General features: G+C 76.3%; 14 protein-coding genes. 4 read left to right on the plus strand and 10 right to left on the minus strand.

The genetic code is table 11. The annotated features are described in order from the left end of the window. The 9 genes from GA0070603_RS31425 to GA0070603_RS06265 are packed head-to-tail and all read right to left on the minus strand — an operon-like array spanning nucleotide 1 to nucleotide 10,558. Nucleotides 1–2,178, minus strand: a complete 2,178-nt coding sequence (locus GA0070603_RS31425) for a phage tail protein (protein ID WP_091308488.1) — start codon at nucleotides 2,176–2,178, stop codon at nucleotides 1–3. Next, nucleotides 2,175–4,739 (minus strand): baseplate J/gp47 family protein, encoded by a 2,565-nt coding sequence (locus tag GA0070603_RS06230; RefSeq protein ID WP_091308490.1) that lies wholly within the window; start codon nucleotides 4,737–4,739, stop codon nucleotides 2,175–2,177. Before GA0070603_RS06230 ends, GA0070603_RS31425 begins: the two co-directional genes overlap by 4 nt. Beyond that, a complete protein-coding gene (locus tag GA0070603_RS06235) occupies nucleotides 4,736–7,240 on the minus strand; it encodes a putative baseplate assembly protein (protein WP_091308491.1) in 2,505 nt (834 codons plus the stop codon). The genes GA0070603_RS06230 and GA0070603_RS06235 overlap by 4 nt, the downstream gene beginning before the upstream one ends. Continuing rightward, entirely contained in the window at nucleotides 7,237–7,620 is a 384-nt protein-coding gene (locus GA0070603_RS06240; protein WP_091308493.1) for a GPW/gp25 family protein, read from the minus strand. The genes GA0070603_RS06235 and GA0070603_RS06240 overlap by 4 nt, the downstream gene beginning before the upstream one ends. Further along, complete coding sequence (locus GA0070603_RS06245) at nucleotides 7,617–7,934, minus strand: hypothetical protein (RefSeq protein ID WP_091308495.1); 318 nt, start codon at nucleotides 7,932–7,934, stop codon at nucleotides 7,617–7,619. Before GA0070603_RS06245 ends, GA0070603_RS06240 begins: the two co-directional genes overlap by 4 nt. Then, the gene (locus tag GA0070603_RS06250) at nucleotides 7,934–8,431 is read right to left on the minus strand and encodes a phage baseplate assembly protein V (RefSeq protein WP_091308497.1); all 498 of its coding nucleotides are present in this window, start codon (nucleotides 8,429–8,431) and stop codon (nucleotides 7,934–7,936) included. The genes GA0070603_RS06245 and GA0070603_RS06250 overlap by 1 nt, the downstream gene beginning before the upstream one ends. A 19-nt stretch (nucleotides 8,432–8,450) precedes the next feature. After that, nucleotides 8,451–9,602, minus strand: a complete 1,152-nt coding sequence (locus GA0070603_RS06255; RefSeq protein ID WP_091308498.1) for a hypothetical protein — start codon at nucleotides 9,600–9,602, stop codon at nucleotides 8,451–8,453. A gap of 1 nt (nucleotide 9,603) precedes the next feature. After that, nucleotides 9,604–9,903 carry a LysM peptidoglycan-binding domain-containing protein gene (locus GA0070603_RS06260; protein WP_091308501.1) on the minus strand — a complete coding sequence of 100 codons (300 nt, stop codon included), beginning with the start codon at nucleotides 9,901–9,903 and terminating at the stop codon, nucleotides 9,604–9,606. Nucleotide 9,904: 1 nt separating this feature from the next. After that, on the minus strand, nucleotides 9,905–10,558 hold the full coding sequence (locus GA0070603_RS06265) for a hypothetical protein (protein WP_091308503.1): 654 nt from the start codon (nucleotides 10,556–10,558) through the stop codon (nucleotides 9,905–9,907). A 145-nt stretch (nucleotides 10,559–10,703) separates the two neighbouring features. Here GA0070603_RS06265 and GA0070603_RS06270 point away from each other — a divergent pair, with 145 nt between their 5' ends. From GA0070603_RS06270 to GA0070603_RS06280, 3 genes are all read left to right on the plus strand, one after another. After that, nucleotides 10,704–11,762: a S8 family serine peptidase gene (locus GA0070603_RS06270; RefSeq protein ID WP_091308506.1), complete on the plus strand. Its 1,059-nt coding sequence runs from the start codon at nucleotides 10,704–10,706 to the stop codon at nucleotides 11,760–11,762. 66 nt (nucleotides 11,763–11,828) lie between these two features. Then, nucleotides 11,829–12,269 (plus strand): VOC family protein, encoded by a 441-nt coding sequence (locus GA0070603_RS06275; protein ID WP_208862825.1) that lies wholly within the window; start codon nucleotides 11,829–11,831, stop codon nucleotides 12,267–12,269. Nucleotides 12,270–12,318: 49 nt separating this feature from the next. After that, nucleotides 12,319–12,984, plus strand: a complete 666-nt coding sequence (locus GA0070603_RS06280) for a ribonuclease FAU-1 family protein (RefSeq protein WP_091308509.1) — start codon at nucleotides 12,319–12,321, stop codon at nucleotides 12,982–12,984. A 9-nt stretch (nucleotides 12,985–12,993) separates the two neighbouring features. Here GA0070603_RS06280 and GA0070603_RS06285 read toward each other — a convergent pair whose 3' ends face one another. Next, entirely contained in the window at nucleotides 12,994–14,115 is a 1,122-nt protein-coding gene (locus GA0070603_RS06285; protein ID WP_244282430.1) for an LCP family protein, read from the minus strand. A 226-nt stretch (nucleotides 14,116–14,341) separates the two neighbouring features. Between GA0070603_RS06285 and GA0070603_RS06290 the strand changes: the two genes are divergently transcribed. Next, complete coding sequence (locus GA0070603_RS06290) at nucleotides 14,342–14,770, plus strand: PPOX class F420-dependent oxidoreductase (RefSeq protein WP_091321622.1); 429 nt, start codon at nucleotides 14,342–14,344, stop codon at nucleotides 14,768–14,770. Nucleotides 14,771–14,779 lie beyond the last annotated feature (9 nt).

The following is a 14,779-nucleotide window of genomic DNA, read 5'->3' on the forward strand; positions in this document are numbered from 1 at the left end:
TCAACTCCCGAAGATCCCGAGCTCGATGCCGACCGGCCGGTACGGGTCGAGCTGCCGCTGCGCCGCCCGGAGCCGCAACGGTCGCCTGAGGTGGTGGTGCACGCCCGGCTCGGCCCGGTCCTCGCCGCCCTCGCGGATGGGCAGCGGGCAGGACCCCGCGAGGGCCGGGTACGCGGGCGAGGCCGGGTCGGTGGCCGCGTACACCGGGAGGGGGCCGGGTTCGTCGTCGGCAGGCACGCAGCGGTAGCGGCGCGGGGTGCGCGAGCCGGGGGCGACGTAGCTGAACCGCAGGCATCCGACCTGGCGGTGGGCCACCTCCACGGGCCCGTCCAGCACGCAGCTGCTGGCGTCGAGGCTGCGGACCCGGACCGCGCCCCGGACGGTGCTGCCCTCCAGGCAGGCATGCACGCCCTCGCCCGTGAGGGCGGTCCCGCCGCCGGTGGTGGCGTCGAGGACGCTGGTGTCCACGGTGACCACCGGCACGGTGGCGGCGAGGGTGACCGCGCCGGCCACCACCCGGCTGAGCCGCAGTTGGAGGCGGCTGTTGGGCCGGCCGGCGGCGGACTCGACGCGTACCGCGCCGGTGACGGTGGCGTGCGCGATCGTGAGGTGGCCGAGCTGGCCGGGCGCGACGACCACGTCGCCCTCCACGAGCAGCCCGTCGACGACCACGCTGCTGCCGGGCTCGCCGGTGAGCCGCAGGCTGCCGCGCAGGTGCGGGCGCAGCCCGTCGGGGGCGTACCGGCCGGGGACCGGGGCCAGCACCTCGCCGTCGGGGCGGCGGCGGGTCGGCCAGGCGGCGGCCACCAGCACCAGCCGGGTGCCGGCGGGCACGGTGACCGCGACGTCCCCCGGGTAGCTGGCGCTGTCGGCGACCGAGACGACGTAGGTGCCGCCCCGGGTGGTGCTGCCGGGGGCCGCCCAGGACGCCTCGGCCGCGGCCAGGCCGGCGGCGAGCGTAGGCACGCTGCCGACCGGGGCGGGCGTACCTGAGCAGACCTGGGTCTGGCCGGCGGCGGGCGGGGCGTCCGGAGCGTCGGCGGTGACCGGGGCGCCGGGGTCGGTGGCGAGCAGCGCCTCGTGGGCGGCGGTGCGGTCGTAGGTGCCGGCGCCGACGTCGGCGAGGCCGCCGTGGGTGTAGCGGACGAAGACCGCGTCGGGGGCGGCCGGCGCATAGACCTTCAGCCGGCCGGCCACCGGGTCGACCATCACCTGCGGCGCCGGGCCGGGGGCCAGGTCCTCCAGGTGGCAGACCCGGATCCGGTCGGGGGTCAGGTCGGGCTGGTCGACACCGCCGACCCGCAGCCGTACGCCGAGCGGCAGCGCGGTGGCCGCCAGGGCGCCGGCCCGGGCCTGCCCGAGCAGGTCGAGCAGCCGGCGCGGGCGCAGCGGCACGGGCAGGTCCGCCTCGGTGGCCAGCCGCTCGACGGACTCCTCCCGGCGGGGCGGGGCGTACAGGGGCACGGCCCGGCCGAGCGGGTCGAAGGTCCAGTGGTCGGCGGCGGCGCGGGCGGCGGACCAGCCGCCGTTCGGGCCGGCCGGCGGATCGGCCTCGGGGGCGCCCACCTCGTACGCCTGGGTGGCGAACAGGTGCACGGCCACGTGGTCGATGCCGTAGCGGCCCCGGCGGGTGGGGATGCGGCGTACCTCGGCGGTGTGGGTGAGCGGGTCGAGGGCGCCGCGCGGCCCGGGCGGGCTGACCACGGCGGCGGCCTCGATACGGGCCGCGCCGCGCAGCGAGACGGTGGCCGGCCGGTCGGGGCGGACGTGGTTGACGTGGGTGGCGCCGACCAGCAGCGGGTGGTGCTCGACGGCGCGGGCCGGCCAGCCGGTGACGTCCCGGGCGACCTGTTCCAGCACGGCCACGGTGCCCTTGCGGCGGCGGTAGGCGACGGTGTTGGCGACCAGGGCGCGCCGGCTCACCGTGACCCCGAGGTCGGGGGGCAGCTCGGCGAGGCCGACCAGGTCGGCGAGGTACGGCACCAGCCACTCGGCGCAGGTTTCGACGAAGAACCCGTCGTGCAGCCGGTCGAGGTCGGCCTCCAGCAGCTCCAGTTCACCGGCCACGGCGGCGAGCAGCGCGGTGAGCGGGCCGGTGCCGCCGTCGGCCTGCGCGTCGCGGGCGAGCAGGTGCACGGGGACGAGGTCGAGCAGGCGGCTCAGGGCGGGTTCGGTCACGACATCACCCCGATCGTCAGGTCGGTGAGGGTGAGCACCTGGGCGGGGCGCAGCGTCCCGGCGAACCGGCCGGGCAGCGCGGCCAGGAGGTCGACGGCGGCGGCGCCGGGCGGCGCGGCGAGCCGGGGCAGGGTGCAGGCGCGCACCCCGGGCACCGCGCGGACGGTGACGAGGGCCCGGGAGGCCACCACGCCGGTGGCGAAGCCCAGCGCCGGCGGCGTGTACGCGGCCGCGAGCGCGGCCCGGACGGCGGACTCCACGTCGGCGCGCGGGTACGCCGGGTCGTGCGCGAGGTCGACGTGCAGTCCGAACGGGACGGTCTCCCCCGCGAGCACGGCGAGCCGGGTGCCCGGGTCCCGGGCGGCCACCAGGGCGGCGCGCAGCGCGGCGACCAGCTCCGGCCCGGCCGGGGCGGCCCCGCCACCGGCCGCCGCGCCGAGCGCGGAGACGACGACCACCTGCTCCCGGCCGTCCCACACGTCGTCGGCGCGGGCCAGGGTGACCCCGGCGAATCCGGCCGCGAAGTCCTCGTGGTCGGCCACCGAGACCGCCCGGTCCAGGGTGCGGATCCGTAGCGGGGCGTGCGACCGGGCCGCGTCGAGCTGTTCCGGGTCGGCCCAGTCGCGGGCGGGGCCCGGGTTGGCGGCGGCCCGCACCCCGTAGGGGCGGCGGGGCAGGATGCTGAGCTGGCCGGCCCGGACCGCGCCGGCGGCGCCGACACCGACCCGGTAGGTGGCCACGACGTTCTCGACGCCGCCGGGCAGCCGGGCGCCGTGCCGGCCGTCGCCGGTGGTGACGGTGGCCAGGCCCTCGTCGTCGAGCCGTTCGGTGTGCACCCGGTCGTGCGGGCCGGCGGTGTCCAGCGCGGGCACCGGATCCCAGCGCACCCCGTCGACCCGGACCTCCAGGGTGCTGCGGGCGCCGGCGGGGCTGTCGTCGCGGACGTGGGTGAGCGGGCCGCGCCGGGTGCGCATCCGCTGGAAGGCGAGGGTGGGGTCGCCGCTGCCGAGCGGCTGGACGACGGTCTCGCCGTGGCTGGCCGGCGCGACGTTGCCGCGTACCCGCAGGCCGCGCGGGTCGTAGCTCAGGATGAGGTCGCGGTCCAGGTCGACGGTCATGGTCCGGCCGTCGGCGGCGACCGTGCAGGCCAGCACCACCGCGGTCTCGGCCAGCGGGGGCGCGGTGGCCGCCGCGACGAGCGGGTCGGCGGGCGGCCCGCCGGGCGGGAACCCGGTCACCACGACCCGCCGGCCGGTGGGCAGTGGCGGGTCGGTGGCGGCCAGGGTGAGCCGCCGGCCGCCGACCGGCTCCACGAGGGGCCGCTCCGCCGCCGGCAGGGGCCGGGACTCGCCGCGTACGAGGGTGTCCCGCCGGCCGAAGGTGTCCAGGTTCTCGGTGATGTCGACGCGCAGCCGGGTGGTCCGGCCGCTGACCCCGAACCGGGAGCCGCCGGCCGGGTCGGCCGCCTCGACGGCGTACAGCTCGCGGTAGTCGGGGCGTTCCAGCAGCAGCCAGGAGCCGGGCACCATCCGGGGGTGGTCGCCGTCGACCTCGACCACGTCGGCGGGGTGCGGGTTCCCGGGCGGGAACGGGTTGCCGATGTCGTCCCACTCGCCGTTGGTGATGCCGGGCGGCGGCGGGTCGTTGCCGGCGAGCAGGCCAGCCATCGGCGCGTTCCAGCCGAACAGGTTGGTGCGGGTGGCGAAGGCGTGCACCTGCACGCCCTCCTCGGCGGTCAGCGGCGTCGAGCGCCGCCAGCCGATCCGCTCGGCCAGTGCCAACCGGGTCCAGCCGGCCAGGCCGGGCGGGCCCTCCTCGACGGCCGTGACGATGCGGAAGTCCCACCGCTCGTCGTCGCGCCGCCGGTCGGCGGCGGCCCGGCTGTGGACGGGGGTACGCCCGTAGCGGCGACGTTCGGCCCCCACCACCAGCACGCCGTCGCCGGCCCGCACGCCGAGGGCGGTGCCGCGCAGCCAGATCGCGTCGGTGGCGAAGTCGATCTCCTGCGGCCCGGCGGTGGCGCCGGGGATCGCGTTCCACACCGCGTACGCGCGCAGGTCGGCGCCGGTCTCGAAGGTCTGCGGCAGCTCGCCCTGCCCGGGCACCGACTGCACCGGGGTACCGGCGGGCACGTCCACCTCCGGCGGTGCGCCGGGAGCGTCCTCGACGTCGAAGGCGATGTCCACGGCGGCGGCGACGCCGGGGCGGGGCTGGTAACCGATCATGCCGGCGAGGTGCCGCACCGAGGTCAGCTCGGTGGCGGTGCGCAGGTACGCCTCCTGCGCGATCCGCTCGGTGTAGAAGGAGACCACGTCGGTCATCACGGCGGCGGCGTCGAGCAGCGCCAGCATCGGATCGTCGGCGTCCTGCCCGGCCACGGCCCGCACGCCGGCCGGCAGGCCCGGGTCGGCGAGCGCGGCCCGCATCCGGGCCAGGGCGTGGCTGTGCGGGGCGACCCGCCACGCCAGGGCCGGCTGGCCGGGCGGGTTGGTCACGTCGGGCGCGGGCGGGCGCAGCGGGTCGCACCCGCATCCGCCGCCGCAGCCGCAGCCGCAGCTCACGCGCCACCGCGCAGGTGGAAGGCGACCCGGCCGTACTCAGGGTTGCTCGGGTCGCTGTCGGCGCGCAGCACCTCGCGGGCGGCGGCGTCGATCCGGCCGCGGGCCACCTCCCCGGCGGGCGGCCGGCCGAGCCGGCGGAACCGCAGGCCGGTGGCGTCGTCGTCGGCCACCTCGACGTAGCCGACGCCGGGCACCGCCATGACGGCGGCGACCAGGTCGGAGACGTACAGGGACTGGCCGAAGGTGAGCCGGTCGGGGTGGAAGAAGCCGAGCCGGCCGTCGGGCAGCACCCGGGTGGACAGTTCGGCGCGCAGGCGGCGTTCCACGTCGGCGGCGAGGTGGCCGTCGGCCACGCAGATCCCGAGGACGATCTCCAGCGGCACGTGCGCGGGCGGGGCCAGCTCCACGTCGGTGCCGGCCAGCCGGCGTACGTCGAGCAGGGCGGCCACCTCGTCGGCGAGCCCGGGGTCGCCGGCCCGGCGGGCCACCGGGTCGAGGGTGACCTCCTGGGCGTACCAGGAGCCGGTCCAGCGGCGCCGGGCCACGGCGCGCTGCACGCCCGGGTTCTCCTCGGCGGCGGCGGCGTGGTCGGCGCTGGTGACCGCGCGCAGCTGGGTCCGGAACGCGTACGGGGCCAGCTCCTTCACCTCGTCGACCGACTCGGCGTCGACGCCGCCGGTGGCCGGGAGCGGGTTGCTGACGCTCACCCCGGCCGGCACCGCCCACGCCGCGGTGGGCAGCGGCAGGGTGAGCACGTCCGCGCCGACGTTGCCGGCGGTGCCGCCGCCCACCCGGGGCCACGCCGTGAGGGTGACGCCGGGCGCGGGGCGCCGACCGTTGATCCCGTCGCCGGGGCGCAGCCGCAGCACGCCTGTGGTCTCCGGTTCGGCCACCACGTGCGGGTCCAGCCGGCCGCTGGCCAGCAGGTCCGGCACGGGCGTCCAGGTGCGGCTGCCGTCGTCGAGCAGCACGGCGGGCAGCGCGCGGCGCGGGTCGGGACGCAGCGCGGCGGCGGCGCTGCGCGCGTCCACCGCCGCGTCGGTCCAGGCGACCGGGTGCCGCCCGGTGGGCAGCCGCGGCCGGTACGCGCCGTCGTCGGGGGCCTGCGGCGGTAGCAGCCCGCGCGGGGGCAGCCCCCCGGCGTGCTCGGCGAGCGCGACGTTCGCGAGGGCCACGGCGGCCGGGGCGGCGGTGCCGTCGGCGGCACGGCGGGCCACCGGCAGCGGCACGGCCAGGGCGTCCTCGGCCGCCCAGTGCAGCTCGCGGACAACCGTGCCGGCGGGGGCGAGCGGGTCGGCCCGGGTGACCGGGTCGCGGTCGAGCCGGACGGCGTGCCGGCGGGCCTCGTCGCCCACCACGGTCCCGGTCTCGTCGACCGGCGCCAGGACGAGCACGTCGCCGGCGCGCAGCTGCGGGTCGGCGGCGGCCGGGTGGCGCAGCCAGCCGCTGGTGGCGCCGGCCGGCAGGCAGGCGTCCGGGTCGCCCCAGGCGTGCAGGTCGAGCTGGTTGCGAGCCGGGCGCAGCGCCAGCGGGGCGAGGGTCTCGAAGACGGTGGCGCCGGCGTCCACCGCGACCTCGACCCCGGCGTCGGGCGGCAGCGGGTCCTCGACCCCGGCGACCGGGGTACGCGCCGGCAGGGTCAGCGGCGCGGCGGTGTGCCACGCCAGCCAGGTCCGGGCCGCGCAGCCGTCGTGCATCCGGTAGTCCAGCAGCCGGGCGTGCCGGCGTACCGAGGAGCGCAGCCGGGCGGTGGCCAGGTGCGCCTCGGCGGCGATCGCGTCCTGCCGGTAGGTGAGCCGGTCCCCCACGTACGCGAACAGCTCGGCGAGGGTGACCAGCGGGTCGGCCGGGTTGCTGTCGGTCCAGCCGGGCAGCAGCACGGCGAGCCGGTCGAGCAGCCGGGTGCGCAGTCCGGCGTAGTCGCGGGCCAGGTAGTCCAGGGCGGGCGTGGTGGCGGGCACCGGAGGGCACCCGTCGTCGGGCCGGCAGTCCAGTTCGTCGGGGCAGTCGACGGCGAAGGCGAACGGGCAGGTGGACAGCGGCTCGTCGAAGCCGGCCGGGAAGCCGTCGCCGCCCGCGCCGGTGAGGGTGAGCAGGTAACTGGACCAGTCCCCGCTGGAGGAGGTGCGCACCACGAGCACCCGGGCTCGCGCGGGCGCCGGCACCGCACCGGTCACCAGCGTCCGGTCGGCCGCGGTCACCCCCGGCGGCGGCCCGGCCGCCACCACGTTCGCCGGGTACGCCCAGAGCACCCGCACCGGGTTGACCCGCGGGTCGACGCGCACCCCGCCGAGGACGCGGACCCGGCCGGCGTCGAGGTCGGCGGGGACCGGGCCGCGCAGCAGGTGCACGAGGAGGGTGCGCTGGCGGGGCGCGCCGGGCACGTGGCCGGGGGTGCCGGGCCGGTTCGACAGCACCTCGACGTGGTCGATGCCGTCGAGGGCGCTCTCCCCCTCGACGAGCGCCCGGCGGGCCTCCCGGTCGAGCAGCGCCCCGGTCACGGGGTGCCGCCCACGACGGTGAGGCTGCGGCGCTCGCCGACGGTGGCCCCGGCGACCAGCGGCACGTAGCTGACGGTGACCCGCAGTTGGGCGTCGACCGCCTCGACCCGCACGTCGTCGATCTGCACGAGGTCGCCGAGCCAGCGTTGCAGGGCGCCGTGCACCAGCGCCCGGGTGGCGTGCGCCATCTCGTCGCCGGCCGGGGCGAAGACCAGCCGGTCGACGCCGCTGCCGAAGTCGGGCCGGTTGACCCGTTCCCCGGGCCGGGTGAACAGCACCGCCTCGACCAGGCCGCGCAGGTACTCCTCGTCGCCGACCAGGGCGGTGCGGCCGCGGCCGCCGACGCGCAGCGGGAAGCCGACGTGCCGGCCGGCGCTCACGTCGCCACCGCCCGGAACTGGCTGGCGGTGACGGCGAGCGGCACCCCGGTCGGCGCGCAGGTGGCCAGGCCGGAGGCCAGCACGAGGGGCTGCCCCATCGAGCGCACCCGGACGCTGCCGACGCTCCACACGCTGGTCACGCACGGACCGCCGGAGACCGGCGGGAACGGGCACGCCGCCACCGTCCACGGCGCGGCGAGCAGCACGGTGGACTGCCCGCCGACGCGTACCCGGGGGTTGGGCACGGTGGGCATCGCCTGGCCGCCGTGCGCGCAGATCACCACGGCGCCCTGGTGCACGAGGGGCCCGGGCATCACATCACCTCCAGCGCGCCGTCGTTGACCGAGACCCGCACGCCGTCGAGGACCACCTTGGTGGCGCCCGTGGACAGCTCGATCCCGCCCGGGCCCAGCACCACCTTGAGCGGGATCAGCACGGCCGGCGGCCCCACCTCGATGGTCAGGCCGCCCATCATGGGCAGGTCGCTGACCGTGACGCTCACCGAGTCGGACTGGAACACCCGCTGCTGCGGCAGCCCGGGCGCGGGCGACTCGCCGATCTGCCAGTAGCAGCCCAGTAGGACGGGGTAGTCGGGGTTGCCGCCCTCGAACGCCACCCAGGCGGCGGCGCCCACCGGCGGCAGGTTGAACCCGCCGACGCCGTTGCCGGCGTAGGGCACGCACGGCTCGGCCCAGGCCAGCCGGCCGTCGCCGAGCACCTTCGGGACGGAGACCTGCACCCGCCCGCGCAGCATCGGGTCCAGGTTCTGCTCCACCTTTCCCCGGTAGACGCCGAAGAACTGCCGGGTCATCGCCGCTCCTCCCGGGTGGTCACAGTGGGCTCCGGGGCAGCGCGGGGGTGACCGAGCCGTGGCCGTCCCGGGACAGGGTGAAGCCGAACCGGTAGCCGCCGTAGGCGAGGTCGTGCTCGACCTGGCGGACGTACCAGAGCCCGTCGTGGCTCCAGCCAGCGCCGCGCATGCCGACCAGGCCGCGCGGGCGCAGCACCGCCCCGTACCGGGCGCCGTCGGCGCTGCCCTCGGCGACCAGCGCGTCGGCGCTGCGGTCCACCTCGCCCTGCGCGCGGGCGAAGGCGGAGACCGCGTCGCTGCTGCCCTCGCGCAGCCGGCGCCGCCGCACGTCCCCGGCGTTGGCCAGGGCGAACGGCACGGCGGCCAGCGGCGGCCGGGTGCTCACCACCGCGGCGACCGGCAGCGTGACTCCGGTACGCCGGTCGTGCACCGCCCCGGTGACGGTGGCCGGCCGGGTCGCCTCGGTGCGGAAGGACACCTCCCGCACGTTGCTGTCCGAGCCCAGGTCGACGGCCAGCGCGGGCTGCGGCAGGCCGAGGCGCACCGGCGGTCCCCAGTAGAACGAGCTGATCCCGGGCACCGGGCCGGGGTCGACGTAGGTGACGTAGCCGTGCCGCTCGGCCAGTTCGGCCAGGTGTTCCAGGTCGGTGCCGTGCTGGGTGGGGATCCGGTCGATCGGCAGCGGCGGGTCGGTGACCGGCGCGGGCAGCGCCTTGGGCAGGATGCCGCGCGCCGCGTACGGGGCGAGGATCTTCAGCACGGTCAGGTAGTCGTCGAGGGCGGGGTGCTCGACGTCGCGGTCCTCGCGGTCGAGCAGGTTGCCCACGTCCTCGCCGGTGACCGTGAAGGTGGCCCGCCCGGCGCCGGTGCCCGGGTCGAGCCGGGTCTCGGTGACGATGCCGTCGAAGAGCACCTTCGGCACCACGCCGAAGGTGAGCACCAGCACGACCCGGGCGAACGGCACCAGTGGGCCGGTCGGCCCGAACGGGCTGTCCACGGCGGCCAGCGGGCCGGCCCGGCCGGCGTCGAAGACCAGGGAGAAGACGCTGCGCTCGGCGTCGCTCTCGGTGACCCGGGTGGACCGCCAGCGCTGGGCCAGGTCGACCGACAGCGGCAGCGGCACGGTCCGTCCCGCCAGGACAGTGAGCCGCAGCCCGGACCCGAGCAGCACGTCACACCCCCGGCAGTGGGATGACGATCAGCTCGCCCTCGGCGTCCGGGCCGGTCAGCGCCTCCGGGTCGAGCGCCCCGTTGGCGTCGGCGATCCGCCACCACGCGGTGGCGTCGCCCAGGTACCGGTGGCTGACCAGGTCGATCCGGTCCCCGGCGCTCACCCGGTGGGTGGCGGCGGCCCGCACGTCGCGCAGGTCCGGCAGGGGACGCCGGCGCAGGTAGCGCACCTCCCGCAGGCCGCCGGCGCCGTCGGGCACGGTCGTTCCGGCCACGGGTACGGAGTCGTAGCGCCCGGTCATGTCACGCTCCGGCCAGGTCGGTGACGGCGTCGACGGCGCCGCTGACCGCGCCCACCATGGCGAGGACCTCCTTGGCGACCAGGTGCGCGAGGTAGAGCCCGTAGCCGACGTCGGTCAGCGACAGGTCGTCGTAGGTGAGCACCTGGGCGGAGACGTCCACGGTCGCCCGGATCGGGCTGAGCGCCGGGTTGAACGCCTGCTCGGTGACGCCGAGCTGGGTGATCCGCACCGGCACCACCCGCGCCGGCCCCCAGACCAGCACCGCCATGGGCAGCTCCACCGGGAGGATCTCGATGGTCCCGGCGGCCAGCAGCACCGAGTTGGCGATCACCCGCACGCTGCCCGGGTGCAGCAGCATCTCCAGCACGGACAACTGGGGCAGGACGCCGACGGTGGCGGCCACCGGATCGCCGGTCTCCAACTGGTCGGCCGCGTCGACATCGACCGTCATGGTGATCGTCTCGGTGGGCGCGCCCCAGGCGCGGTGCGCGTCGGCGGCGCGCTGCCCGGACTCCCCGCCCGAGCGGGGCGCGATCGTGCGCTGCACCTGGTCCGGGTTGTACTGGAACACCACCACCCGGGACAGCGGCCCCAACGGGTCCACCGCGATGATGGCGCCGCGCAGGGTGCGCGGACTGCCCGGGAAGCTGCTCACGCCGCCGAGGGTCCCGCGGAGCCGTCGCCCCGCCGTCACGCCCGCGTCACGCCGGACACGGTCGGGCGCGATCCCACCGCTGTTGCGTTTCGCGCCCGATCTCCGATCCATAGATGACAGTGCTGCCCGTGGGAGGAGAGATCAGATGTCGTTCACCCGGTTACTCGCCGGCACCGCGGTGGTCACCGCACTGGTGGCGGCCGCGGCAACGCCCGCCCAGGCGGCCGTCAACGATGCGTTGTACGACAAGCAGTGGGGCCTGCGGCAGATCCACGCCGAGCAGGCCTGGGCGACCAGCACGGGAGCGGGCGTGGTCATCGCGGTGGTGGACACCGGCGTCGACCTCGGCCACCCGGATCTGGCCGCCAAGCTCGTCCCCGGCGCGACCTTCGTCGACTGCGGCCCGGCCTCGTGCGGCAACGGCGACTGGCGCGGCCCCAACGGCGTGCCCGACACCGGTGACGAGCACGGCACCCACGTGGCCGGTATCGCCGCCGCGGCGACGGGCAACGGTGTCGGTGTCGCCGGCGTCGCCCGCGACGCGAAGATCATGCCGATCAAGGTGCTGGAGGCGGGAAGCGGCAGCTTCGCCGACATCGCCGCCGGCATCCGTTACGCGGCCGACCACGGCGCCAAGGTGGTCAACCTCAGCCTCGGCGCACTGCCCGGCAGCCAGGCCCTCACCCTCACCGGCCTGGAGTCCGCGGCGACCGAGGCGATCGCGTACGCGCAGGCGAAGGGCGTTGCCGTCATCGCGGCCGCCGGCAACGAGACCGCCCCGCTGTGCGACACCCCGGCCTGGGAGGCCGGGGCGCTCTGCGTCACCGCCACCGACCGCAACGAGGTCAAGGCGTGGTACTCGAACCTGGGTGTCAAGGCCGACCTGAAGGCCGTCGCCGCGCCCGGCGGTGCCGGCCTCGTCAACTGCGACGACGACATCTGGTCCAGCGTCCCGGTGGGCGCCGGCGCGGCCACCTGCGGCCAGGGCGACTACGACGCCTACGCCGGCACGTCGATGGCCACGCCGTACGTGTCCGGGGTGGCGGCGCTGCTCGCCGCCCAGGGGCGCAGCGTGGCCAACATGTACGCGGTGCTGATGTCGACCGCCCGGACCCCGGTCGCGGGTCTGCGTGGCGTCTACACGCCGCTCTACGGCTGGGGCATCGTCGACGCCCAGGCCGCCGTGGCCGCGCCACGCACCTGAGGCGGCCGGCGCCCCCGGCCTGAGGAGTCCCACACAGCCAAGCATCCTGCCCATATGCTCGGGGACATGGCGCTCCAGCGGATGGACCACGTCGGCATCGTCGTCGGCGACCTCGAGGCCGCGGTGGCGTTCTTCGTCGAGCTCGGCATGGAGCTGGAGGGCGAGGCGGCGGTCGAGGGACGGTGGGTGGACCGGGTCAACGGGCTCGACGACGTCCGGGTCGACATGGCCATGTTGCGGACCCCGGACGGCCACAACAAGGTGGAGCTGACGAGGTTCCGCTCGCCGGCGGCGGTCAGCGCCGAGCCGGCCGTGGCACCGCCGAACACGCTGGGCATCCGCAACGTCATGTTCGCCGTCGACGACATCGACGACGTCATCGCCCGCCTGCGCGCCCACGGCGCCGAACTCGTCGGCGAGGTGGAGCGGTACGAGGACATCTACCGCCTCTGTTACGTCCGCGGCCCCGAGGGCATCATCGTCGCCCTGGCCGAGCAGTTGGGCTGACGGCTGTCGGAGGGCAGTCCTCACCGGACCTCGTGGGTATCGTGCTCGAATGATCTTCGAGCGGGGGCAGACGATCGTCCGCCGGCACCTGTACCCGGACGGCCGGGTCGGCTCGGTGCTGTGCGGGCGGGTGGTCAGCGATGACGAGCGCGGGCTGGCGCTGTGGGTCGACGTGGGCTCACAGGCCATGCGCCGGGTCGACGCCGCCGGCCGGCCGACCCGGCAACTGTCACTGCTCACCGAGCTGCGGATGACCACGATGCACAGCCTGAGCACGTGGCAGCCCTTCCGGACGTTGATGCTGATGCCGCCCGGTGCGGCCCATTCGATCTGGTGGAGCTGGCGGACCGACGGCGACTTCGACGGCTGGTATGTCAACCTGGAGCGCCCGATCACCCGGTGGGCCGGCGGGGTCGACGTCTACGACCAGGAGCTCGACCTGCTCGTCTACCCGGACGGCAGGTGGTCGTGGAAGGACGAGGACGCGTTCGCCGAGTACACCGGCCACCCGGCGTTCTGGGATGAGGCCGAGGCCGCCGGAGTCCGGGCCGAGGGCGAACGACTGCTTGCCCTGGCCCGTGCGGGGGCCGCACCCTTCGACGGCCGGTGGATGGACTTCCAGCCGGATCCGGCATGGCGGCCGACGGTGATGCCGCACTGGTGGGAGTTGCCGGCGGACGCCACCTGCTGGGGTCCGGACTACTTCCAGCCCTGACAGCGGGCCTCAGTGGTCGGCGCTGGTCGGTCCGGAGTCGGCCACCCAGGTCGGGTGGGCCGCCACGAACGCCGCGACCGTGTCGTCGCGTACCGCGCGCAGCAGTTGCAGGCTGGTGGGGCTGAGGATCTCGGCGCTGCCGACGCCCGGGACGGTACGGCTGTTGAAGGTGCCGCCGTTGGTCTTGATCGTGGTGATCGCGTCGGGCTTCACGCCGTGCATGGCGAAGGCCCAGTCGGCGAGGGGGATGCCGCCGTCGTCCACGGTCATCGTGCGGCCGACGGCCGACAGCAGGCCGGGCAGCTTCGTCGGTGAGTCCAGCCCCTGGCTGACCACCTGGGCGAGCACGGCCTTGACGAACTGCTGCTGGTGGCGCTGCCGGCCGTAGTCGAAGTCGTGGTTGGCCAGCAGGTCCCGCTGCCGGACGAAGTCCAGCGCCTGCGCCGGGTCGAGGCAGTGCTGGCCCTTGGTGTAGACGTTCGGGGTGACGCCGGTGATGCGGTGGTTCACCGTGCCGTCGGGGTTGATGGCGTACGGCGCGGCGGGCTTGCCGGCGGTGTCGTGCCCGACGTGGATCGAGGTGGTGGTCTCGTCCACGTACATGCAGACGCCGCCGAGCACCTGGACGATCTGCTTGAAGCCCTGGAAGTCGATGATCGCGCCGGCGTCGGGGGTGATGCCGGTCAGGTCGCGGACGGTCAGCGCCAGCAGTTCGAAGCCGTGCGAGAGCGCCGCGGAGCCGGTCAGTCCACGGCTGCCGAAGGCGAAGGCCGAGTTGATCTTGTTCTGCCCGCCGCGGAAGGGCGTCGCCCCGTTGTCGTACGCCGGGATGGTGACCAGCGAGTCCCGGGGCAGCGAGACCAGGTACGCCCGGCTGTGGTCGGCCGGGACGTGCAGCAGGATGATCGAGTCGGCGCGGGTGAGCTGGCTCGGGTCCTGGTTCGGGCGGGTGTCGACCCCGACGAGCAGGATGTTCTTCGCCCCGGTGATCGTCCGGTGCTGCTCGGCGGGCGCCGCGGCGGCGCCGAGCAGGTTCTGCCGGGTGACCTCGCCGGTGGCCGCGTGCAGCAGCCAGGCGCTGCCGCCCAGCGCCACCCCGCTCAGCGTCATCAGCGTGGTGCCGACCGCCACGCACCACCGCGCCCAGCGCGGCCAGGGCCGCCGCGCGGACCGGCGCGGCGGGACCGGACCGGACGGTCCGGCGGTGATGGGGTGAGACACCGTGTGATCTCCCAGGTCAGAGGGGGTGGCGGGCCGGTCCAGGCTACGTCGGGCCCGGCCGGCCGGACAGGTCGCGCGGCTGTGAGCTGGCTGGGAGCGGGCCGGAGTGTCGGGGTGGTGCGCCAGAATGGCCGCCATGGCGCAGCGGATGACCGACGAGCAGTGGCGGGCCTTCGTGTCCGCCGGCACCCGCACGGGGAAACTGGCGACCGTGCGGGCCGACGGCTCCCCGCACGTGGCGCCGATCTGGTTCGTGCTCGACGGCGACGAGCTGATCTTCAACACCGGCGGGAGCAGCGTGAAGGGGCGCAACCTGGTCCGCGACCCCCGGGCCGCGCTGAGCGTCGACGAGGAGCACCCGCCGTACGCGTTCGTCACCGTGCGGGGCACGGTGACGATCAGCGAGGACCCGGCCGAGTCCCTGCCCTGGTCCACCCAGATCGCCGCCCGCTACATGGGCGCCGAGCGGGCCGAGGAGTACGGCCGGCGCAACGCCGTGCCCGGCGAGCTGCTGGTGCGCCTGCGCGCCGAGCACGTGGTGGCGTTCGCCGGCATCGCCGACTGAGCCGCCCGC

This window comes from Micromonospora chersina (assembly GCF_900091475.1).
Taxonomy (GTDB): domain Bacteria; phylum Actinomycetota; class Actinomycetes; order Mycobacteriales; family Micromonosporaceae; genus Micromonospora; species Micromonospora chersina.

What these genes read in the sequence shown, in the direction of transcription:
- GA0070603_RS06290 (WP_091321622.1), top strand. Translation starts at nt 14,342, where the DNA reads ATGGCGCAGCGGATGACCGACGAGCAGTGGCGGGCCTTCGTGTCCGCC.
- GA0070603_RS06280 (WP_091308509.1), top strand. Translation starts at nt 12,319, where the DNA reads ATGATCTTCGAGCGGGGGCAGACGATCGTCCGCCGGCACCTGTACCCG.
- GA0070603_RS06260 (WP_091308501.1), bottom strand. Translation starts at nt 9,903, where the DNA reads ATGACCGGGCGCTACGACTCCGTACCCGTGGCCGGAACGACCGTGCCC.
- GA0070603_RS06270 (WP_091308506.1), top strand. Translation starts at nt 10,704, where the DNA reads ATGTCGTTCACCCGGTTACTCGCCGGCACCGCGGTGGTCACCGCACTG.
- GA0070603_RS06250 (WP_091308497.1), bottom strand. Translation starts at nt 8,431, where the DNA reads ATGACCCGGCAGTTCTTCGGCGTCTACCGGGGAAAGGTGGAGCAGAAC.
- GA0070603_RS06275 (WP_208862825.1), top strand. Translation starts at nt 11,829, where the DNA reads ATGGCGCTCCAGCGGATGGACCACGTCGGCATCGTCGTCGGCGACCTC.
- GA0070603_RS06245 (WP_091308495.1), bottom strand. Translation starts at nt 7,934, where the DNA reads ATGCCCGGGCCCCTCGTGCACCAGGGCGCCGTGGTGATCTGCGCGCAC.